Annotated in this window: 18 protein-coding genes; 8 read left to right on the top strand and 10 right to left on the bottom strand. The window is 66.4% G+C overall.

Annotated elements, in window-relative coordinates; genetic code table 11:
- Positions 1-77 precede the first annotated feature (77 nt).
- A complete protein-coding gene (locus PMES_RS13385; protein WP_159966225.1) occupies positions 78-1556 on the top strand; it encodes a PRC-barrel domain-containing protein in 1479 nt (492 codons plus the stop codon).
- A gap of 89 nt (positions 1557-1645) precedes the next feature.
- Entirely contained in the window at positions 1646-1981 is a 336-nt protein-coding gene (locus PMES_RS13380) for a hypothetical protein (RefSeq protein WP_159966224.1), read from the top strand.
- Between the two features lie 398 nt (positions 1982-2379).
- Here the strand turns inward: PMES_RS13380 and PMES_RS13375 are convergent, their stop codons facing one another.
- Both PMES_RS13375 and PMES_RS13370 read right to left on the bottom strand, forming a co-directional pair.
- Positions 2380-2637: a hypothetical protein gene (locus PMES_RS13375; RefSeq protein ID WP_159966223.1), complete on the bottom strand. Its 258-nt coding sequence runs from the start codon at positions 2635-2637 to the stop codon at positions 2380-2382.
- A complete protein-coding gene (locus tag PMES_RS13370) occupies positions 2634-3905 on the bottom strand; it encodes a Zn-dependent hydrolase (protein ID WP_159966222.1) in 1272 nt (423 codons plus the stop codon). The genes PMES_RS13375 and PMES_RS13370 overlap by 4 nt, the downstream gene beginning before the upstream one ends.
- Positions 3906-4116: 211 nt before the next feature.
- On the opposite strand from PMES_RS13370, the gene PMES_RS13365 reads away from it, so the two are divergent.
- The 4 genes from PMES_RS13365 to aat all read left to right on the top strand — a co-directional run bounded on the left by PMES_RS13365 (position 4117) and on the right by aat (position 7646).
- Entirely contained in the window at positions 4117-4773 is a 657-nt protein-coding gene (locus tag PMES_RS13365; RefSeq protein ID WP_159966221.1) for a TetR family transcriptional regulator C-terminal domain-containing protein, read from the top strand.
- A 376-nt stretch (positions 4774-5149) separates the two neighbouring features.
- Complete coding sequence (gene accB / locus PMES_RS13360) at positions 5150-5638, top strand: acetyl-CoA carboxylase biotin carboxyl carrier protein (protein WP_159966220.1); 489 nt, start codon at positions 5150-5152, stop codon at positions 5636-5638.
- 10 nt (positions 5639-5648) lie between these two features.
- Entirely contained in the window at positions 5649-6995 is a 1347-nt protein-coding gene (accC, locus tag PMES_RS13355; protein ID WP_159966219.1) for an acetyl-CoA carboxylase biotin carboxylase subunit, read from the top strand.
- A 3-nt stretch (positions 6996-6998) separates the two neighbouring features.
- A complete protein-coding gene (aat, locus tag PMES_RS13350) occupies positions 6999-7646 on the top strand; it encodes a leucyl/phenylalanyl-tRNA--protein transferase (protein WP_159966218.1) in 648 nt (215 codons plus the stop codon).
- Here aat and PMES_RS13345 read toward each other — a convergent pair.
- The 8 genes from PMES_RS13345 to PMES_RS13310 form a co-directional block, all read right to left on the bottom strand.
- Positions 7613-8053, bottom strand: a complete 441-nt coding sequence (locus PMES_RS13345; RefSeq protein ID WP_236549809.1) for a DUF2155 domain-containing protein — start codon at positions 8051-8053, stop codon at positions 7613-7615. The two genes, aat and PMES_RS13345, sit on opposite strands and share 34 nt — an antisense overlap.
- Positions 8050-8433, bottom strand: coding sequence for an NADH:ubiquinone oxidoreductase subunit NDUFA12 (locus PMES_RS13340; protein WP_159966217.1), 384 nt, complete (start codon positions 8431-8433; stop codon positions 8050-8052). Before PMES_RS13340 ends, PMES_RS13345 begins: the two co-directional genes overlap by 4 nt.
- Positions 8434-8622: 189 nt before the next feature.
- Positions 8623-9882, bottom strand: a complete 1260-nt coding sequence (gene clpX, locus PMES_RS13335) for an ATP-dependent Clp protease ATP-binding subunit ClpX (protein ID WP_159966216.1) — start codon at positions 9880-9882, stop codon at positions 8623-8625.
- Between the two features lie 135 nt (positions 9883-10017).
- Positions 10018-10644 (bottom strand): ATP-dependent Clp protease proteolytic subunit, encoded by a 627-nt coding sequence (locus PMES_RS13330; RefSeq protein ID WP_159966215.1) that lies wholly within the window; start codon positions 10642-10644, stop codon positions 10018-10020.
- Between the two features lie 271 nt (positions 10645-10915).
- Positions 10916-12400, bottom strand: a complete 1485-nt coding sequence (gene glpK, locus PMES_RS13325; protein WP_159966214.1) for a glycerol kinase GlpK — start codon at positions 12398-12400, stop codon at positions 10916-10918.
- A gap of 18 nt (positions 12401-12418) precedes the next feature.
- Positions 12419-14068 carry a glycerol-3-phosphate dehydrogenase gene (glpD, locus tag PMES_RS13320; protein ID WP_159966213.1) on the bottom strand — a complete coding sequence of 550 codons (1650 nt, stop codon included), beginning with the start codon at positions 14066-14068 and terminating at the stop codon, positions 12419-12421.
- A gap of 211 nt (positions 14069-14279) precedes the next feature.
- Entirely contained in the window at positions 14280-15791 is a 1512-nt protein-coding gene (locus PMES_RS13315; protein WP_159966281.1) for an NAD(P)(+) transhydrogenase (Re/Si-specific) subunit beta, read from the bottom strand.
- A 16-nt stretch (positions 15792-15807) separates the two neighbouring features.
- The gene (locus tag PMES_RS13310) at positions 15808-17379 is read right to left on the bottom strand and encodes a Re/Si-specific NAD(P)(+) transhydrogenase subunit alpha (protein ID WP_159966212.1); all 1572 of its coding nucleotides are present in this window, start codon (positions 17377-17379) and stop codon (positions 15808-15810) included.
- Between the two features lie 177 nt (positions 17380-17556).
- On the opposite strand from PMES_RS13310, the gene PMES_RS13305 reads away from it, so the two are divergent.
- Both PMES_RS13305 and kynU read left to right on the top strand, forming a co-directional pair.
- The gene (locus PMES_RS13305; RefSeq protein ID WP_159966211.1) at positions 17557-18321 is read left to right on the top strand and encodes an SDR family NAD(P)-dependent oxidoreductase; all 765 of its coding nucleotides are present in this window, start codon (positions 17557-17559) and stop codon (positions 18319-18321) included.
- On the top strand, positions 18318-19517 hold the full coding sequence (kynU, locus tag PMES_RS13300; RefSeq protein WP_159966210.1) for a kynureninase: 1200 nt from the start codon (positions 18318-18320) through the stop codon (positions 19515-19517). Before PMES_RS13305 ends, kynU begins: the two co-directional genes overlap by 4 nt.
- Positions 19518-19621 lie beyond the last annotated feature (104 nt).

Raw genomic sequence — 19621 nt, 5'->3', positions numbered from 1 at the left:
ACAACTCGCCGTGATCTTCGTCTAGTGGGTAAGCGCTTCGCAATTGCGAGGCAGATAGAAATTACCGGAGGATCACCATGACACCGATCAAATCCCGACTGATGGGCGGCGTTGCCGCTCTCGTCCTGACGACCGTTCCCGTCTATGCCCAAACCGCGGCCGAGATGGAAAGCAATTTCTCCGCCGCCGCCGATATGCAGGTTTCCGAGCTTTCCGGCCTTTCCGTGATCGACAGCACCGGCGCCGAACTTGGTCAGGCCGAGTACATTGCCCTGATCGGTCAGGAATTCGTCCTCGTCGTGAATGCCGATGGCCGTCAGGTTCCGCTGCCGCTCGCCGATGCGCGTTTCGAGAATGACCAGGTCGTGACCGGCATCAGCGCCAATGAAATGACCAACCTGCAGGAAGTGCAGGAGGGCGAAGCGCGCCGCGTGGCCGGTGATGCGACCATGACCGATGTGATCGGCGAGATCGAGCGCCGCACCGCTGCGACCACCGAGGCGCAGCCCGCCGAGGAAGTGGAGCGTCAGACCATGCAGACCGCCGGCGGCCAGTTCGTCGTCGAGCAGGCCGAGCCCAAGGTGAACGTCACCGTGGACGAGCCCCAGGTCACCGTCGATCAGCCGGCCCCCGAGGTCGTCGTCGAGCAGCCCGAGCCGACCATCACCGTGACGCAGTCCAAGCCGACGGTGAATGTCGAGCAGCAGGCGCCGATCATCACGGTCGAGCAGGCACAGCCCACCGTCGAGGTGAACATCCCCGAGCCGATCGTGACGATCACGATGCCCGATCCCAAGGTCAACGTGGACAGCGCCGAGCCGCAGGTTTCGGTCGAGCAGCCCGAGCCGACCGTCCGTTTCGTGCGCCCCGAGCCGAAGATCGTCGTTCGTGATGCCGAGCCGCAGGTGAACGTCTCTTCCGGTCAGGCCGAAGTCGATGTCAACAACGCCAACCAGGCGAATGTCGAGATCACCCAGGCCGAGCCCGAAGTGAACGTCGAATCCGCTGGCGAAGCTGATATTCAGGTTCAGCAGGACGAAGCGCAGGTCAACGTGCAGGCCGCCGATGGCGCCGATATCCAGGTCGAGCAGGCGGAAGCCGACGTTCGCATCGAAGAAGGCGCCGCAAGCGAAGAGCCCGTAGCTCCCGCAGCCGATCTCGCTGTCACGGGTGAGCCCGTCGAGCCCGTCACCGAACCGGTTGAAGAGACCGCCGAGCCGGTCGAGCGTGAAACCGATCGCGTCATGATGGCCGACATCCCCGCACGTGACGGCTACAGCGTGATGACCTTCGACGAGCTGACCGCCGATGATCTGACCGGAACTCAGGTCTATGACGCCAATGACGAGATGGTCGGCGAAATTTCCGAGCTTGTCATGAACGGCAACGAGATCGGCCGTGCCGTGATCGATGTCGGTGGCTTCCTCGGCATGGGCGAGCGTCCCGTTGCCCTCGAGATGAACCAGATTTCGGTTCAGCGCGCCGATGGCGGCGAAATCCGTGCCTTCGTCGAGATGACCGAAAGCGAACTCGAAGCGATGCCCGAATACGAGTGATCCCTGACCGGATCATGCAGACGACTAGGGGGGCCGGTTATCCGGCTCCCCTTTTTCGTGGGCCAAGGCCGGCTTTCAGGGAGGCCGTGATGCGCAAGACCTACCCCCAGACGCCTGACGGGCGGTATTTCGTGGCCAAGGGACGGCTTTGGCGCCGAACCGATCCCTCGCTCGACGAAAGCGAACGCCGCGCGGCGGTCAAAGCATTGATGCAGGCACGGCGCGCGGTCGGCCTCGCGCAGGATGCCGAGGCGACGATGCAGGCGCGTGCGGCCGTTGACGCGGCGAAGCGCCGCCTGGGCGAGCGCGGTCCGGTCTGGTGGGATGATGGCGCGCCCGACGAAAGCCTCAAATCGCCAGCAAACAGCAGCTATGCCAATTGGTGGGAAAACCTGCCCGGAGACGAGCGGGAGACCGGCCGCTAGGACGAAGGCCAAATTCTCGAGGGTCTTCTGCTAGCGGCGTGCCTGGTCAGAGGCCCCGGCAAAATGGCGCTCGCGATCTTCATTCATACGCCTCTGAGGGCCTGCCACACACCCGATCGGTTTCGCCCCAAAGCGACGGGCCAAGGCTCCGCGCGCCTCCGGGAAGCGAAGATTTCGTCGCCATTCCCCTTCAAGGCATTCTCGCAGACACTCGGACGGCACTTCCGGATGGGTCGATGCCGGCCGGCATGACACAGCCTACCGGAGCGTCGCGCACCGCGCCGTCCGAGCGCCCGCGGCCGATCCTCGCGATCCGTCCGTCCATGCCTTCGCGGCATGGGTCAGTCCGGCTATCCTGATAGGGCCGCTCCCGAACAGGGTGCGGGTGTCGCTCGACCTCAGTCGTCGCAGATATGGGTCCCATCGGCGTCGCGCAACGCCAGTCCGGAAGGCGGCTCCGTCTTCTCGATCGCGATCCCGTAGCAGCCCTGCGCATCGCGGATCAGGAAGCGCGAATCCACCCCCTCGGGCAAGGCGGCCAGTGCCGCCGGGGCGACATCCTTGAGCCGGCCATCCTCCGTCCGTTCGGAGATGACGCAGCCCTGCACCATGGAGGCGGCGACAATGGCGGCGGCGGCGAGAGAAGCGCGCATCATGCGTCCACCTCAGCCGCGATACCGGCAGTTTCGAGCACCGCGTGGAAGAGGACCTCCACCCCCGCTCCGGCCCATTCCGGTGTGATCTCCTCCGCCTCGTTGTGGCTCAGCCCGCCTTTGCAAGGGCACATGATCATCGCCGTCGGGGCCACTTTGCTGATCCAGCAGGCATCGTGCCCGGCGCCCGAGACGAGATCGCGCTGCGCATGGCCAAGCCGCTCGGCCGCCGACCTGATGGCGGCCACGCAAGCCGGGTCGAAGGTGACGGGATCGAAACCGCCCACATGCTCGAGCGTGACCTCCAGCCCCATGCGCTCGCAGATCCGCGCCGCCCCCTCGCGCAGCTGCCGCTCCATGTCGCGCAGGATGTCGACGTCCGGCGAGCGGAAATCCACCGTGAAGACCGCCTCGCCGGGGATCACGTTGCGCGAATTGGGCCGCACCTCGATATGGCCCGCGGCCCCGACGGCGTTGGGCTGGTGCCCCCAGGCGATCTCGTCAACCAGGTCGAGGATCCGCGCCATGCCGAGCCCGGCATTGCGGCGCATCGGCATCGGGGTCGAACCGGTATGCGCCTCCGTGCCGCGCACCGTCACCTGGGTCCAGCTCAGGCCCTGGCCATGGGTCACGACACCGATCGGCGCGCCCTCGTCCTCCAGGATCGGCCCCTGCTCGATATGCAGCTCGAAGAAGGCGTGCATCTTGCGGGCGCCTACCGTCTCCTCGCCCTTGTACCCGATGCGCTCGAGTTCCTCGCCGAAGCTTTTCCCCGCCGCGTCGCGCCGCTCGTAGGCCCAGTCCCGCTCGATCGTGCCGGCGAAGACACCCGAGGAGAGCATGGCCGGGGGAAACCGGGTGCCCTCCTCGTTGGTGAAATTGACCACCACGATGGGATGGCGCGTGCGGATCTCCAGATCGTTGAGGCTGCGCAGGATTTCGAGCCCGCCGAGCACGCCCAGCACCCCGTCATACTTGCCGCCCGTCGGCTGGGTGTCGAGATGGCTGCCGACATAGACCGGCAATGCCCGTGCATCCTCGCCCTCCCGGCGGGCGAACATGTTGCCCATCTCGTCCACGCCCATCTCCGCGCCCGCCTCCTCGCACCACCGCGCAAAAAGTGCACGGCCTTCGGCATCCTCGTCGGTAAGGGCTTGGCGGTTGTTGCCGCCCGCCACGCCAGGGCCGATCTTCGCCATCTCCATCAAGCTGTCCCACAAACGGTCGGAATCGATCCGCAGATTGGCGGATGGCGCTTGCCCGGCGGTCATGCGCGCGCCCCCCGCGCAGTGGTGCGGCCCGGCATGGCCGGCATCGGTCTGGATGGCATCGCAATGGTCCCTTGTCGTGGTGGCGGGCCTTGAGCGGCGCGCTCGAATTGTTTGACCAGACGGTCAGAAACAGGCTAGCAGAGCCTTGTAACCAGTCAAGAACTTCACGGCCCGCCGCGTTTCGAGGGTCCTGCGAGGGCAGAGCGCGATCATGACCAAACCGCGTCGGCAGACACGGATACAGCAGCGCAACAGGCGTGCGATCCTCGATGCTGCCTTGGCCGAATTCTCCAACGCCGGTTTTGCGGGCGCGACGCTCGATGCGATCGCCCTGGCCGCGGGCCTGTCGAAGCCGAACCTGCTTTACTATTTTCCCTCCAAGGAGGCGATCTATCTCGATCTGCTCTCCGCGCTGATGAGCATGTGGCTCGATCCGCTGCTTGCGCTTGACGCCGATGGCGAGCCGATCGAGGAGATCGTGGCCTATGCCCTGCGCAAACTTCGAATGTCGCGCGATTTTCCGCGAGAAAGCAGGCTATTCGCCAATGAGATCGTCTCTGGCGCGCCGCGCTTCGCCGCCCGGATCGAGGGCGAGCTGAAAAACCTCGTCGACGACAAGGCCGCGCTCATCGCGCAATGGCAGGACCAGGGCTTGCTCGCGGCCATGGAGCCGCGTCACCTGATCTTTTCGATCTGGGCCGTTACCCAGCATTATGCCGATTTCGACGCGCAAGTGCGCGGCATTCTCGCGCCGCACGGGAACGCGCATTTCGACGAGGCGGAGCGTTTCGTCGAAACCTTCTACCGCCATGCGCTGGCCCCGGAAGCCGGGGCGCCCGCCATGCCCGCTCCTGCCGCGCGAAACTGAGCATCGCCGCGTTCAGCCTCGCGCCGGTTGCCCCTCGGCAGGCCGAAGTTCCATCGCTCCGCCGCCAACGCCGCACGCGCGAAAGGAGCAGCGGCTGCAGGTCATCGATACCATTTGCAGCAGGCACCTCGCGGCGCTGCCGGGTTGCCCTCGCGTTATGTCCATTCTCTCATTGCCTTCGGCGGGCCCCTGCCGCACGTATTCTACCTACGGGTCGGATCCCGAACGTCCCGTAAACCACAAGGGATGCGGGATAACGCCCCCTTTCGCGCCTCCCGCAAGGGAGGTTGCGACTTTTCACGCATCCTCGCCTCCCCTATAAGCGGTCAGATCAGACCGGCCGGACGTGCCGGCAGCCAAAATGCTTGAGGACGGTATGACAGACACCCCGCACAAATCCGACGTGGCCTTCATCAGGGCGCTGGCGGAGCTACTGCGCGAGAACGATCTGACCGAGCTGCGGGTCAAGCGCGACTATGCCGAGGCCGACAGCATCGACGTGCGCGTCAGTCGCCAGACCATCGTGGCCCCGCCTCCCCCCGTCGCACCGAGCGCCCCGGCGCCGGCCCCCTCCGCCCCGAGCGCTGCGCCGGCACCGGCCGCCGCCGAGAATGACGACCCTGCGCGTCTGCCGGGCGCCGTGACCTCGCCGATGGTCGGAACGATCTACCTCTCGCCAGAGCCCGGCGCCGATGCCTTCGTCAAGACCGGCGACACGGTCAGCGAGGGCCAGACCCTGCTCATCGTCGAGGCGATGAAGACCATGAACCACATCGCCGCGCCGCGCTCGGGCACGGTCCGGCGGATCCTGGTCGAAGACGGCTCCCCGGTCGAGTTCGGCGCGCCGCTGATGATCGTCGAATGAGGGCTGCCGCATGTTCGACAAAATCCTGATCGCCAATCGCGGCGAGATCGCGCTGCGCGTCATCCGAGCCTGCCGCGAGATGGGCATCCGTTCGGTTGCCGTGCATTCGACCGCCGATGCCGACGCGATGCATGTCCGCATGGCCGACGAGTCGGTCTGCATCGGGCCGCCGAGCGCCACGCAAAGCTATCTCAGCGTTCCGGCCATCATCTCGGCCTGCGAGATCACCGGGGCGCAGGCGATCCATCCCGGCTACGGCTTCCTCTCCGAGAACGCCAATTTCGTGCAGATCGTCGAGGATCACGGCCTTTCCTTCATCGGCCCCTCCGCCGAGCATATCCGCATCATGGGCGACAAGATCACCGCCAAGGACACGATGCGCAAGCTGGGCGTGCCCTGCGTTCCGGGCTCGGAAGGCGGTGTCCCCGATCTCGATGCCGCGCGCGAGGTGGCCGGGCAGATCGGCTATCCGGTGATCGTCAAGGCCACCGCCGGGGGCGGCGGACGCGGCATGAAACTGGCCCGCAGTGCGGCCGACATCGAGACCGCCTTCCGCACGGCCCGCGCCGAGGGCAAGGCAGCTTTCGGCAATGACGAGGTCTATATCGAGAAATATCTTGGCACGCCGCGCCATATCGAGATCCAGGTCTTCGGCGATGGCAAGGGACGCGCGGTGCATCTGGGTGAGCGGGACTGTTCGCTGCAACGGCGCCATCAGAAGGTCTTCGAAGAAGCCCCCGGCCCCTCGATCACCCCCGAGCAAAGGGCGCGGATCGGCAAGACCTGCGCCGACGCCGTGGCCGAGATCGGTTATGCCGGCGCCGGCACGATCGAGTTCCTCTACGAGAACGGCGAGTTCTATTTCATCGAGATGAACACGCGCCTTCAGGTCGAGCATCCGGTGACCGAGGCGATCTTCGGCGTCGACCTGGTGCGCGAGCAGATCAGGGTGGCCGCCGGCCTGCCCATGGAGTTCGAGCAGGATACCCTGACCATTTCCGGGCATTCCATCGAGGTGCGTATCAACGCCGAGAAACTGCCGAACTTCGCGCCTTCGCCGGGCCGGATCAGCCAGTATCACACGCCCGGCGGCCTGGGGGTGCGGATGGACAGCGCTCTCTACGACGGCTACCGCATCCCCCCCTATTACGACAGCCTGATCGGCAAGCTGATCGTGCATGGCCGCGACCGGCCCGAGGCGCTGGCCCGGCTGTCGCGCGCGCTGGGGGAATTGATCGTCGACGGGATCGACACGACGGTGCCACTCTTCGATGCGCTGCTGCGTGAGAAGGCCGTCCAGACCGGTGAGTACAATATTCACTGGCTGGAACATTGGCTCGAGACGAATCTGGGCTGAGAGGTGGGCGGCTCCTCAGCGCTGACGCCCGAACTGCTGCTCAACGGCTATGCGCAGGGCATATTCCCGATGTCCGAGAGCCGGGACGACCCGGAGATCTTCTGGGTCGACCCGCGTCTTCGGGGAATAATCCCGCTCGACGGCTTCCACGTCTCGCGCTCGCTGCGGCGCCGCCTGACAGGCCTGCCCTTCTCGATCACGGTGAACCAGGATTTCGACGGCGTCGTCTCGGGCTGCGCCGACCGGTCCGAGACATGGATCAGCGACACGATCTTCGCGCTCTACCGCGCGCTGCATCTCGCACGCTACGCGCATTCCCTGGAGGTCTGGGACGGGCACAGGCTGGTAGGCGGTGTCTACGGCGTCGCGCTGGGGGGCGCGTTCTTTGGCGAGAGCATGTTCTCGCGCAAGACGGACGCGTCCAAGATCGCGCTCTTCTACCTCGTCGATCGCCTCAAGTCCGGCGGCTTCACCCTCTTTGATACGCAGTTCACGACCCCGCACCTGCTCTCGCTCGGCGCGGTCGAGATCCCGCGCAGGACCTATCATGCAAGGCTCGAACGCGCCCTGCGACGCGAGGCCGACTTCATGGCCGCACCGCCCATGCCGCCCGTGGATCAGATCTTGCAGCGCATGACCCAGAGATCGTAGCGCGCGTTCTCGAGCGCGTTGAGCGCCGGCGCCGATGCGATCATCCATCCCGCGAAGCTGGGCATCTGCGCCTCGACATCGCGCACGACCACGTAGGCATAGGCATCGCCCGCCGGGTTCTCGGTTGGATAGCGGCAATCCCCAAGGGTGACCATGAGACGGCCCAGCCGGGCGGTATGGCCGACTTCGAGCTCGATATCCGTGAAATCACCGGCGGTCTTGTCTAGACCGCGAAGGACCGCGGCCGGCGAGCCGCTCACGCGCGGCGCGAGGATCGTCTCCTCGGCCGCGAGCCCCGCGGGCAGCAGCGCAGTGAAAGCGGCCACGAGACACGACGCCACAATCTTGCGGCACAGGCCGCTGATGCGGCGCGGGGCCACCGGCAACACGCCGCCCAGGCCCATCATTCGGGGGTCCAAGCCTCGTAGTCGCTGCGCTCCGCGGGTGCGGTCCGGCGCAGCGATCCCGCCGGGGCATAGGCCTCGTCCGTGCCGGTGAGGTTCGGCAGATGCTCCTTCTCCCAGCGCTTGCGGATCACGGGGCGCTCGACCGGGGTTTCGTCCCAGGTATGGTGCAACCACCCGTGCCAGTCCGGGGAAACGCGGCTGGCCTCGGCCTCGCCGTTGTAGATCACCCAACGCCGCGTGCCGTCGGCATTAGTGTAGAAGGTGTTCCCGGCGTCATCCTCGCCCACCTTCTGGCCATGGCGCCAGGTCCAGAGCTGCGTGTTCAGGGTCTGACCGTTCCACCAGGTCACGGCACGCAGGATTTTCTTCAGAACGCTCATCGGAGTTCTCCGTAAGGGATGTCACCGATATGCCAGTGCCCCGTGCCAAGGTCCAGCCCCGGCTGCCCGCAGCGTCCGCCCGGCAGGCAGCACCGCCACGCAGATGGCACAACGGCAAGAAGGACGAACGCAAACGGCCCGCCTCCATCGGAAACGGGCCGTATCGCGAATTCGGAACGGGACGAGCCGTCAGCTTGCCGAAGCGGATTCCTTCTTCTGCTCGGCATAGATCATCAGTGGAGCGGCGTCGGAATTGACCGCCTCCTCGTTGACCACCACTTCCTCGACATTCTCCTTGCCAGGAAGGTCGAACATCGTGTCGAGCAGGATGTCCTCCATGATCGAGCGGAGGCCACGCGCGCCGGTCTTGCGGTCGATGGCCCGCTTGGCGATCGAGACGAGCGCGTCATCGGTGAAGCGCAGCACCGCATCCTCAAGCTCGAACAGGCGCTGATACTGCTTGACCAGCGCGTTCTTGGGCTTGGTGAGGATGGTGACGAGCGCCTCCTCGTCAAGGTCGGTCAGCGTCGCGATCACCGGCAGACGGCCGACGAATTCGGGGATCAGGCCGAATTTGAGGAGATCCTCAGGCTCGAGCTCCCCGAACATCTCGCCGACACCGCGGCTGTCATTGTCCTTCACATCCGCGCCGAAGCCGATGGCAGAGCCCTTGCCGCGCTGCGCGATGATCTTCTCGAGACCAGCGAAGGCGCCGCCGCAGATGAAGAGGATGTTGGTCGTGTCGACTTGCAGGAATTCCTGCTGCGGATGCTTGCGCCCGCCCTGCGGCGGCACGGAGGCGACGGTGCCCTCCATGATCTTGAGCAGGGCCTGCTGCACACCCTCGCCCGACACATCGCGGGTGATGGAAGGGTTGTCGGACTTGCGCGTGATCTTGTCGACCTCGTCGATATAGACGATGCCGCGCTGCGCGCGTTCGACATTGTACTCGCTGGCCTGCAGCAGCTTGAGGATGATGTTCTCGACATCCTCGCCCACGTAGCCCGCTTCGGTCAGGGTGGTCGCGTCCGCCATCGTGAACGGCACGTCGAGGATGCGTGCCAGCGTCTGCGCCAGCAGCGTCTTGCCGCAGCCCGTGGGCCCGATCAGCAGGATGTTCGACTTGGCCAGCTCGATATCGGTCTTTCCGGCATGGTTCAGACGCTTGTAGTGGTTGTGGACCGCGACCGACAGAACGCGCTTGGCATGCGCCTGGCCAATCACGTAATCGTCCAGCACGTTGCAGATCTCCAGCGGGGTCGGAACCCCATCAGAGGATTTGAGCGCGGAGGTCTTGGTCTCTTCACGGATGATATCCATGCACAGCTCGACGCACTCGTCGCAGATGAACACTGTGGGACCCGCGATCAGCTTGCGCACCTCATGCTGGCTCTTGCCGCAGAAAGAGCAGTAAAGCGTGTTCTTGCTGTCGCCTGAATTGTTCGCCATCGCTTATCCTTCGGGGCTCGTCGCCCACTTGCTGGTCCGGCCATGCCTGTCTTCGGCCGGTCGATCTGCCCTTCGGCTCTAGCCTAGGGCAGACCATTTTCGGGCACAACGCCAAATAAAACTTCGCCGCGCCGCCTATTCGCCTTCGATCTTGCCGCGGTTCTCCACGATCTCGTCGATCAGGCCCCAATCCTTGGCCTCCTCGGGGGACATGAAGTTGTCACGCTCGAGAGCGTCCACCACCTTCTTGAGCGGCTGCCCGGTATGCTTGACATAAATCTGGTTAAGACGGTCCTTGAGCTTCTGGGTTTCCTGCGCGTGGATCATGATATCCGTGGCCTGGCCCTGGTAGCCGCCGGAAGGCTGGTGCACCATGACGCGGCTGTTGGGCAGCGAGAAACGCATCCCCGGCGCGCCGGCCGCAAGCAGCAGGGAGCCCATGGAAGCGGCCTGTCCGACCACCAGCGTGCTGACCGCCGGCTTGATATACTGCATCGTGTCGTAGATCGACAGCCCCGAGGTCACCACGCCCCCGGGCGAGTTGATATACATGCTGATCTCTTTTTTCGGGTTCTCCGCCTCGAGATGCAGCAACTGCGCCACCACGAGCGAGGACATCCCGTCATGCACGGGACCCGACAGGAAGATGATCCGCTCCTTCAGCAGCCGCGAGAAAATGTCATAGGCCCGCTCGCCGCGGCTCGTCTGCTCGACCACCATCGGGACGAGGTTGTTCATGTAGTGCTCATAGGGATCGTGCATTGGGCCTGCCTTGCGTGTTGGGACCGCGCCAGTGCTACCGACGCGACATTGCCAGAGTCTTAGTATTGCGCTCCCAGGCCCGCAAGGGTGCCGCCCCGCCGGTTCCGGAAGCTGCGGCGGCATCGCGTCCACCACCCTTCCCGCGGCGCGGACCCTGGCCCGCCGCCCCGCGGGACGCTCGCCTAGATGTAGGAGATGGGGCGCCGGAATGCCATGGGCGGACCGGGCAAAACCGGCAGGAAACCCGGCCAGCGGGAAGGGGGCCGCAGCGTCAGAGCGAGAGCGTCGCCGAGACCGCCTGCGACCAGCGGGCGTATTTGGCCGCGCGCATCTCTTCCTCCATTCCCGGGGTGAACTGCCGCTCAAGCGCCCAGGCCTTCGCGAATCCCGCCTGATCGGGATAGACCCCCGCCCGCATCCCGGCCAGCCAGGCGGCGCCAAGGGCCGTCGTCTCGAGCACCTGCGGGCGGTCCACCGGCGCGCCGATGATGTCCGACAGGAATTGCATCGTCCAATTGCTCGCGCTCATCCCGCCATCCACCCGCAGGGTGCGCGCCTCCCCGCCGCTCCAGTCGGCATGCATCGCTTCGAGCAGATCGCGGGTCTGGAAGCCCACCGATTCGAGCGCGGCGCGCGCGAGCTCCGCCGGCCCGGTATTGCGCGTGAGGCCGAAGACCGCGCCCCGGCAATCGGCGCTCCAATAGGGCGCCCCCAGCCCGGTGAAGGCCGGGACCATGACCACGTCCTGCGCCGGATCGGCCCGTTCGGCCAAGGCCTGCGTCTCGGAGGCGGAACCGATCACCCCGAGCCCGTCGCGCAGCCATTGCACCACCGCCCCCGCGATGAAGATCGAGCCCTCGAGCGCGTAAGTCGGCTTGCCGTCGAGCTGGTAGGCGATGGTCGTCAGCAGGCGGTTGCGCGAGGCCACAGGAGTGTCCCCGGTATTGAGCAGCGCGAAACAGCCGGTGCCATAGGTCGATTTGAACATTCCAGGCTCGAAGCAGGCCTGCCCGACGGTCGCCGCCTGCTGGTCGCCGGCGACGCCCAGCACCGGTATCGCGCGGCCCAGGATCGCGGGATCGGTGGTTCCGAAATCGGCGGCGCTGTCCTTGACCTCCGGCAGCATCTTCATCGGGATGCCGAGCAATTCGCACATCGCTGAGGACCAGCGTCCCTTGCGGATATCATAGAGCAAGGTGCGCGCCGCGTTGGTCGCATCGGTGACATGCGCCCGCCCGCCGGTCAGCTTCCAGATGAGGTAGCTGTCGACCGTGCCGAACAGAAGGCGCCCCGCCTCGGCCGCCTCGCGCGCGCCTTCGACCTCGTCGAGGAGCCAGCGCAGCTTGGTGCCCGAGAAATAGGGATCGAGGATCAGGCCGGTACGGTCCGTCACCATCTCCTCGTGGCCCGCCTCGCGCAGCGCGCGGCAGAGCGCGGCACTGCGCCGGTCCTGCCAGACGATCGCGCGGTGGATCGCCTTTCCCGTCTCGCGGTCCCACACGACGACCGTCTCGCGCTGGTTGGTGATTCCGATCGCGGCGATCTCCGCCCCCTCGCCCGGCGCGGCGGCCATCGCCTCGCGGCAGGTGGCGATCGTGCTGCTCCAAAGATCTTCGACCTCGTGCTCGACCCAGCCGGACCGCGGATAATGCTGTTCGAACTCGCGCTGCGCGCTCGATACGATCTTCATCTGCCCGTCGAAAACGATGGCCCGGCTCGAGGTTGTCCCTTGGTCAATCGCCAGAATTTGCGTCACGGCGGCCTCCTTCCTATCTCAATGCGCCGGCGTGCCTCCCTGCCCGCCGGCCTCGCCCTCTCCCTCGGCCCGGTGCGCCAGCATCCAGGCATCGAGTTCGGCGACTTGCTCGGTGCTCATCCTAAGTCCCAGCTTCGTGCGGCGCCAGACCACGTCCTCGGCGCGGCGTGCATATTCATGGCGCATCAGCCAGCGAACCTCGCGCTCGGTCAGCGTGCCGCCGAAATCGTGCCCGAGCGCCTCCATGCTCGCCGCCCCGTCGAGCAGCACCGCCGCCTCGGTGCCGTATGCCCGGATCAGCCGTCCGGCATGATACGGCTCGAGCCAGGGATGAGCCTCGCGCAGCGACCGCGTGAGCTCCGGCACACCGTTCACGGGGAAGTCCCCGCCGGGCAGCGCCACCCCCGCCGTCCAGGGCTCCTTCATCGACCCGAAGAACGGCTGAAGCTTGACCAGCGCCTGCTCGGCAAGCTTGCGATAGGTGGTGATCTTGCCCCCGAAGACATTCAGCAGCGGCGGCTCCTGTCCCATACCGCCATCGGTGCCCGGTCCCGCATCGAGCGAGAGCACGTAGTCCCGCGTCGCCGCCGTCGCCGATTTCGCGCCGTCGTCGTAGAGAGGCCTGACACCGGAATAGGTCCAGACGACATCCTCGCGGCGCACCGGCTTCTTGAAGTAACTCGATGCGAAGGCGCAAAGATAATCGATCTCCTCATCCGTGCATTCGGCCGCCTTGGGGTCGCCGCGGTGATCCTTGTCCGTCGTGCCGATCAGGGTGAAGTCGCTCTCATAGGGGATCGCGAAGATGATCCGTCCATCCTCGCCCTGGAAGAAATAGGCCTTGTCGTGATCGAAGAGGCGGCGCGTGACGATATGGCTGCCCCGCACGAGGCGCACGCCCTCGGAGGAGTTGATGCGCAGCGTGTTGCGGATCACGTCCTCGACCCAGGGGCCGCCGGCATTGACGAGGGCGCGGGCCCGCGCCGTGCTGCGCGCGCCGCTGTCGATATCCTCGCATGTCACCGTCCAGAGGCCGTTCTCGCGCTCGGCGGAGACGACCTTGGTACGGGTCATCACGCGGGCGCCGCGCAGCTCGGCATCGCGCGCGTTGAGCGCGACGAGACGTGCATCCTCGACCCAGCAGTCGGAATATTCGTAAGCCTTCTCGAAGCGCTCGGCGAGCGGCGCCCCTTCGGGCGTGCCAGCCAGCCGCAAGGTGGCCGTGCCCGGCAGGTATTTGCGCCCCCCCAGCGTGTCGTAGAGGAACAGGCCGAAGCGGATGAGCGCCGAGGGCCGCCGGCCCTTCATCCAGGGCATGACCGTGCCCAGCAGGCGCGATGTGGGGGTCGTGCCCTCGAAGCGCATCTCGGGGCTGTAGGGAAGCACGAAGCGCAGCGGCCAGGAGATGTGCGGCATCGCTTCGAGCAGCGTCTCGCGCTCGATCAGCGCCTTGCGCACCAGCCCGATCTCGAAGAATTCCAGATACCGCAGCCCCCCGTGGAAAAGCTTGGTGGAGGCCGAGGAGGTTGCCTGCGCCAAGTCCCCCATCTCGGCGAGCACGACGTCGAGCCCGCGCCCCTGGGCATCGCGCGCGATGCCCGTGCCATTGATTCCGCCCCCGATGATGAAGAGGTCGTGAACGGCCCGGTCGGTGGTCTCTCGCGTCATGACTGTGGTCCTTCCCGAAAATCGACTACGCGCAATCGCCATCCGCTCCGAGCATAGGCCGTGCGGCGGCGGTGAAAAGCACTTGAACCGGATCCCGGCCCCCGAAACGGCGAAAGGGCGCCCCGCGGCCCGCCGCGATGCGCCCTTTCCACCTGTTCCCGTGAAGGGGAACGAAGAGGCACCCGGCCGGGCGCCCCTCCCTTGCGCCGGATCAGTCGATCCGTGTCAGCAGCTGATCGATCGAGGCTTTCGCGTCGCCGTAGAACATCCGCGTGTTGTCCTTGAAGAAAAGCGGGTTCTCGATGCCGGAATAGCCGGTTCCCTGACCGCGCTTGGAGACGAAGACCTGCTTGGCCTTCCACACTTCGAGCACCGGCATGCCGGCGATCGGGCTGTTGGGATCGTCCTGGGCGGCCGGGTTCACGATGTCGTTCGAACCGATCACGATGACCACGTCCGTGGACGGGAAGTCGTCGTTGATCTCGTCCATCTCGAGCACGATGTCATAGGGCACCTTCGCCTCGGCCAGAAGCACGTTCATGTGGCCCGGAAGCCGGCCTGCCACGGGGTGGATCGCAAAACGCACCTCCTTGCCCTTGGCACGCAGCTTGCGCGTCAGCTCGGAGACCGACTGCTGCGCCTGCGCGACGGCCATGCCGTAGCCCGGCACAATCACCACGCTGTCGGCATCCTCGAGGGCGGCGGCCACACCCCCGGCGTCGATCGCCACCTGCTCGCCCTCGACTTCCATCGCGGGACCGGTGGTGCCGCCGAAGCCGCCGAGGATCACGCTGACGAACTTGCGGTTCATCGCCTTGCACATGATGTAGCTCAGGATCGCGCCCGAGGAGCCGACGAGCGCACCGGTCACGATCAGCAGGTCGTTGCCGAGGGTGAAGCCGATCGCCGCTGCCGCCCAGCCCGAATAGCTGTTGAGCATCGAGACGACGACGGGCATGTCCGCGCCGCCGATCCCCATGATCAGGTGCCAGCCGATGAAGCCCGCGATGATCGCCATCAGGATCATCGTCCAGATGCCGCCGCCCGCGAAGTAGATGAAGCCCAGGATGAGGCAGAGCGCCAAGGCGCCGGCGTTCAACATGTGACCGCCGGGAAGCTTCTTGGGCTTTCCGTCGACGCGGCCGGCGAGCTTGCCGAAGGCGACGATCGAGCCGGTGAAGGTCACGGCACCGATGAACACCCCGAGGAAGACCTCGACCCGCAGGATCGTGATCTCGGTGGCCGTCTTGTGTGCGATCACCGCGGCGAAGCCGCTGAAGGAGCTGGCGATCGCCTCCATGGCCAGCAGGACATCCGTGGCGACCCCGTTGGCGGCCCAGCCCTCGGGCGGCGGGAAGGCAAGCCCGGCATCGGCGAAGGTCTGCGTCACGCGGCCGATCTCGAGATCGGCGTTGAGCCCGATCAGCACGGCGGCGAGGCCCACGAAGCTGTGCAGGGCGGCGACGAGCTGGGGCATCTCGGTCATGCCCACACGGCGCGCGACCTGCACGCCCAGCACCGCACCGGCCGCGACCATCAGGATGATCGCGAGGTAGTTGCCCACGCCCGGCCCGAAGATGGTGGCGAACATGGCAAGCGCCATGCCGGCGATGCCATACCACACCGCGCGCTTGGCGCTTTCCTGCCCCGACAATCCGCCGAGGCTGAGGATGAAGAGAACGGAGGCCGCGATATAGGCGGCCGAGACAAGTCCGTCGGACAGCATGTATCTGGCCTCCTTACGACTTCTGGAACATGGCAAGCATCCGGCGCGTCACCATGAAGCCACCGACGATGTTGATTGTGGCGATCAGCACCGAGATGCTGGCCAGCAGCAGGACCCACAGGCTCGACGATCCGATCTGCAGCAAGGCGCCGATCACGACGATGCCCGAGATCGCGTTGGTGACCGCCATCAGGGGCGTGTGCAGCGAATGGCTGACACCCCAGATCACCTGGAAACCGACGAAACAGGCGAGCACGAAGACGATGAAATGCGCCATGAAGCTGGCGGGCGCGAAAGCCCCGACCAGCAGCATCAGCGCGGCGCCTGCCGCCAGCACCGTGACCTGCGTGCGGGTGGCCGCGCGGAAGGCGGCCGTCTCGGCTGCGCGTTTCTCCTCGGGGGTCAGCTCCTTGGGCTTGTCCTTCTTCGGCGCGGCCGCGATCGCCTTGACCTTCGGGGCCGGGGGCGGCCAGGTGATTTCCCTGTCATGGGTGACCGTGGCCCCGCGGATCACGTCATCTTCCATGTTATGCACGATCTTGCCGTCCTTCTCGGGCGTCAGATCGGTGAGCATGTGACGGATGTTCGTGGCGTAGAGCGTGCTCGACTGGGTCGCCATGCGGCTCGGGAAGTCGGTATAGCCGATGATGATCACGCCGTTATCGGTGACGATCCGCTCGTCCTTGACGGTGAGCTTGCAGTTGCCCCCCTTCTCGGCTGCGAGATCGACGATGACGGAACCCGGCTTCATGGCCTTGACCATGTCCTCGGTCCAAAGCTCGGGCGCCTCGCGGTTGGGGATCAGCGCCGTGGTGATGACGATGTCCACCTCGGGCGCCTGCTCGCGGAAGAGCTTGAGCTGCGCTTCGCGGAACTCCGGGCTCGAGGGTGCCGCGTAGCCGCCCGACGCACTGCCGTCCTGGCTGTCCTCGAAGTCGAGGAACAGGAACTCGGCGCCCATGCTCTCGATCTGCTCGGCCACCTCGGGGCGCACGTCGAAGGCGCGCACGATGGCGCCCAGCGAGGTCGCCGTGCCGATGGCCGCAAGACCGGCCACGCCGGCTCCGACGACCAGCACCTTGGCGGGCGGCACCTTGCCTGCGGCGGTCACCTGGCCGGTGAAGAAGCGGCCGAAATTGGCGCCGGCCTCGATCACCGCGCGGTAGCCGGCGATGTTGGCCATCGAGCTCAGCGCGTCCATCTTCTGGGCGCGGCTGATGCGCGGCACCATGTCCATCGCGATCAGCGTCGCGCCCTTGGACTTTGCCCGCTCGAGCAGCGCTTCGTTCTGTGCCGGCCAGACGAAGGAGATGAGCGTCTGTCCCTCGCGCATCATGTCGACCTCGGCCTCGGTGGGGGGCTGAACCTTGCCCAGCACATCGGCCGCCTCGAACACCGCCTGGGCGCTGTCGAGCACCTCGACACCCGCCTCGCGGTAGGCGTCGTCGCTGAAACCGGCCTCGGCGCCGGCCCCTGTCTCGATCACGCAGTCATGGCCGAGCTTGCCGAGATCCCCGGCAGACATCGGCGTCAATGCAACGCGCCGCTCACCAGCCGCGCGTTCAGCTAACGCTCCGAATTTCATCGTCTCGCAACCTCTCGATCTGTCCCTCCGGCGGCGCGGATCTCGCCCGTTCGCCGCCCATCCCTTAACGGTCTATATGGCGTAATAATATTTCACAAGCGGGCTCGCGGGCGATCACTTGCACCTTTTGGCGCAACGCGGCACGGTGCCGCAGCAGTTACGAGGGGGAGTTGAGGGATGACGGATCTGCAAGGACGCCATGCATTGGTCACCGGGGGCGGAAGCGGGATCGGCCTTGCCATCGCGCAGGCGCTGCGCGGCGCGGGTGCCGAGGTCACGATCACCGGCCGGCGGGAGGATGTCCTCAGGCAGGCCGCAGAGCGCATCGGCGCCCATGCGCAGGTGATGGACGTGACGGACGAGCATTCCGTCGTCGAGGGCACCCGCTCGGCCGTTCAGGCGCGCGGTCCGGTGCGCATCTGCATCGCCAATGCCGGCATCGCCGAAGGGCGGGCCATTCCCAAGACCGACATGGAGTTCTGGCGGCGGATCATGTCCACCAATCTCGACGGCGCCTTCGTGACCGTTCGCGAGGCGCTGCGCTCCATGCAGGGCGAGAGCGACGATTGGGGGCGTGTCATTGCGATCAGCTCGATCGCGGGCATTCGCGGCTTGCGCGGTGCCGGGGCGTACACCGCGTCCAAGCACGGGGTGATCGGCCTGATACGCGCGCTGAGCGAGGATCACCTGGGACGGGGCATCACCTTCAACGCGATCTGTCCGGGATATGTCGAGACCGATATCATCACACGCAATGTCGCCTCGATCCGCGAGCGGGCCGGGGTGAGCGCCGACGAGGCGCTCGGCCTGATGGTCGAGGCGAACCGTCACAAGCGCCTGATCGGGGCCGAGGAGGTCGCATCCGCCGCCCTGTGGCTCTGCGGGAATGGCGCGGGGAGCGTCAACGGGCAGACCATCGAGATCGCCGGCGGACAGGCATGAGCCATCCCTCGCCGACGCAGACGCGGGACTGGTTCGCCCTGCCCGAGGGGATCATCTACCTCGATGGCAATTCCCTGGGGCCCCTGCCGCGCAAGGCCGCCGACCGGATCGCCGCCGCCGTCACCGACGAGTGGGGCGGGATGCTGATCACCGGGTGGAACAAGGCTGGCTGGATGGAGATGCCGGCGCGCCTGGGCGACAGGATCGGCCGCCTGATCGGCGCCCCTGCGGGCAGCACCGTCCTTGGCGACACGCTTTCGATCAAGGTGTTCCAAGCCCTCGCCGCCTCCCTGTCCCTGCGCCCCGACCGCAAGGTGATCTTGAGCGATTCCGGTAACTTCCCGTCCGATCTTTACATCGCGCAAGGACTGATCGGCAGCCTTGGCAAGGGGCACGAGCTGCGTGTCGTGGCCCCAGAGGAGCTTGGCGGCGCGATCGACGAGGACGTGGCCGCGCTCTTGGTGACGGAGGTCGACTACCGCACCGGCCGGCGCCATGACATGGCCGAGCTGACGCGCAGGGCCCATGAGGCCGGCGCGCTGGCGATCTGGGATCTCGCGCATTCCGCCGGGGCCGTTCCGGTCGACGTGGGCCGGGGCGGCGCGGATTTCGCGGTCGGCTGCACCTACAAGTTCCTCAATGGCGGTCCGGGTGCGCCGGCCTTCATCCATGTCGCCCCGTGCCATGCCGACGCCGCCCGTCCCGCCCTTGCCGGCTGGCTCGGCCATGACGCCCCCTTTGCCTTCGAGCCCGAATACCGTCCGGGCGCCGGCGTCGCGCGAATGCGCGTGGGCACGCCGCCGGTCCTGCAGATGGCCGCCCTGGAGGCGGCGCTCGACATCTGGGACCAGGTCGACATGGAGGTGCTGCATCACCGCCGCATCGCCCTGTCCGAGCGCTTCATCGAAGCGGTGGAGGCCACCTGCCCCGGCCTGCGTCTCGCCTCGCCCCGCGATGCACAGGCACGCGGGGCGCAGGTTTCCTTCCATCACCCCCAGGGCTACGCCGTGATGCAGGCGCTGATCGCCGAGGGTGTCATCGGCGATTTCAGGGCGCCCGACATCCTGCGCTTCGGGATCACGCCGCTCTATATCGGCGAAGAAGGGATCGACCGCGCCGCCGCCATCCTGTCGCGGATCCTGGGCAGCCGGCGCTGGGACGACCCGGCCTTCCATGCCCGCAATGCCGTGACCTGAGCCGGACCCGCGCGGGCCGTGCCTCCCTGGGCGGCACGAAATGCGCGGACAATTCCGCCCGCACCTCCTCCTGTGTTGCCAATTCTGCCCCAATCCGATCACAG

The organism is Profundibacterium mesophilum KAUST100406-0324 (assembly GCF_009835145.1).
In the GTDB taxonomy this organism is placed as follows: domain Bacteria; phylum Pseudomonadota; class Alphaproteobacteria; order Rhodobacterales; family Rhodobacteraceae; genus Profundibacterium; species Profundibacterium mesophilum.
Note: the sequence above shows the minus strand (reverse complement) of the source record. Positions and strands in the feature narration are given on the sequence as shown.

Excerpts from the sequence above, each read along its gene's own strand:
- PMES_RS13385 (WP_159966225.1), top strand. The coding sequence starts at position 78 with ATGACACCGATCAAATCCCGACTGATGGGCGGCGTTGCCGCTCTCGTC.
- PMES_RS13380 (WP_159966224.1), top strand. The coding sequence starts at position 1,646 with ATGCGCAAGACCTACCCCCAGACGCCTGACGGGCGGTATTTCGTGGCC.
- PMES_RS13375 (WP_159966223.1), bottom strand. The coding sequence starts at position 2,637 with ATGATGCGCGCTTCTCTCGCCGCCGCCGCCATTGTCGCCGCCTCCATG.
- PMES_RS13370 (WP_159966222.1), bottom strand. The coding sequence starts at position 3,905 with ATGACCGCCGGGCAAGCGCCATCCGCCAATCTGCGGATCGATTCCGAC.
- PMES_RS13365 (WP_159966221.1), top strand. The coding sequence starts at position 4,117 with ATGACCAAACCGCGTCGGCAGACACGGATACAGCAGCGCAACAGGCGT.
- accB (WP_159966220.1), top strand. The coding sequence starts at position 5,150 with ATGACAGACACCCCGCACAAATCCGACGTGGCCTTCATCAGGGCGCTG.
- accC (WP_159966219.1), top strand. The coding sequence starts at position 5,649 with ATGTTCGACAAAATCCTGATCGCCAATCGCGGCGAGATCGCGCTGCGC.
- PMES_RS13345 (WP_236549809.1), bottom strand. The coding sequence starts at position 8,053 with ATGATGGGCCTGGGCGGCGTGTTGCCGGTGGCCCCGCGCCGCATCAGC.
- PMES_RS13340 (WP_159966217.1), bottom strand. The coding sequence starts at position 8,433 with ATGAGCGTTCTGAAGAAAATCCTGCGTGCCGTGACCTGGTGGAACGGT.
- clpX (WP_159966216.1), bottom strand. The coding sequence starts at position 9,882 with ATGGCGAACAATTCAGGCGACAGCAAGAACACGCTTTACTGCTCTTTC.
- PMES_RS13330 (WP_159966215.1), bottom strand. The coding sequence starts at position 10,644 with ATGCACGATCCCTATGAGCACTACATGAACAACCTCGTCCCGATGGTG.
- glpD (WP_159966213.1), bottom strand. The coding sequence starts at position 14,068 with ATGACGCGAGAGACCACCGACCGGGCCGTTCACGACCTCTTCATCATC.
- PMES_RS13310 (WP_159966212.1), bottom strand. The coding sequence starts at position 17,379 with ATGAAATTCGGAGCGTTAGCTGAACGCGCGGCTGGTGAGCGGCGCGTT.
- PMES_RS13305 (WP_159966211.1), top strand. The coding sequence starts at position 17,557 with ATGACGGATCTGCAAGGACGCCATGCATTGGTCACCGGGGGCGGAAGC.
- kynU (WP_159966210.1), top strand. The coding sequence starts at position 18,318 with ATGAGCCATCCCTCGCCGACGCAGACGCGGGACTGGTTCGCCCTGCCC.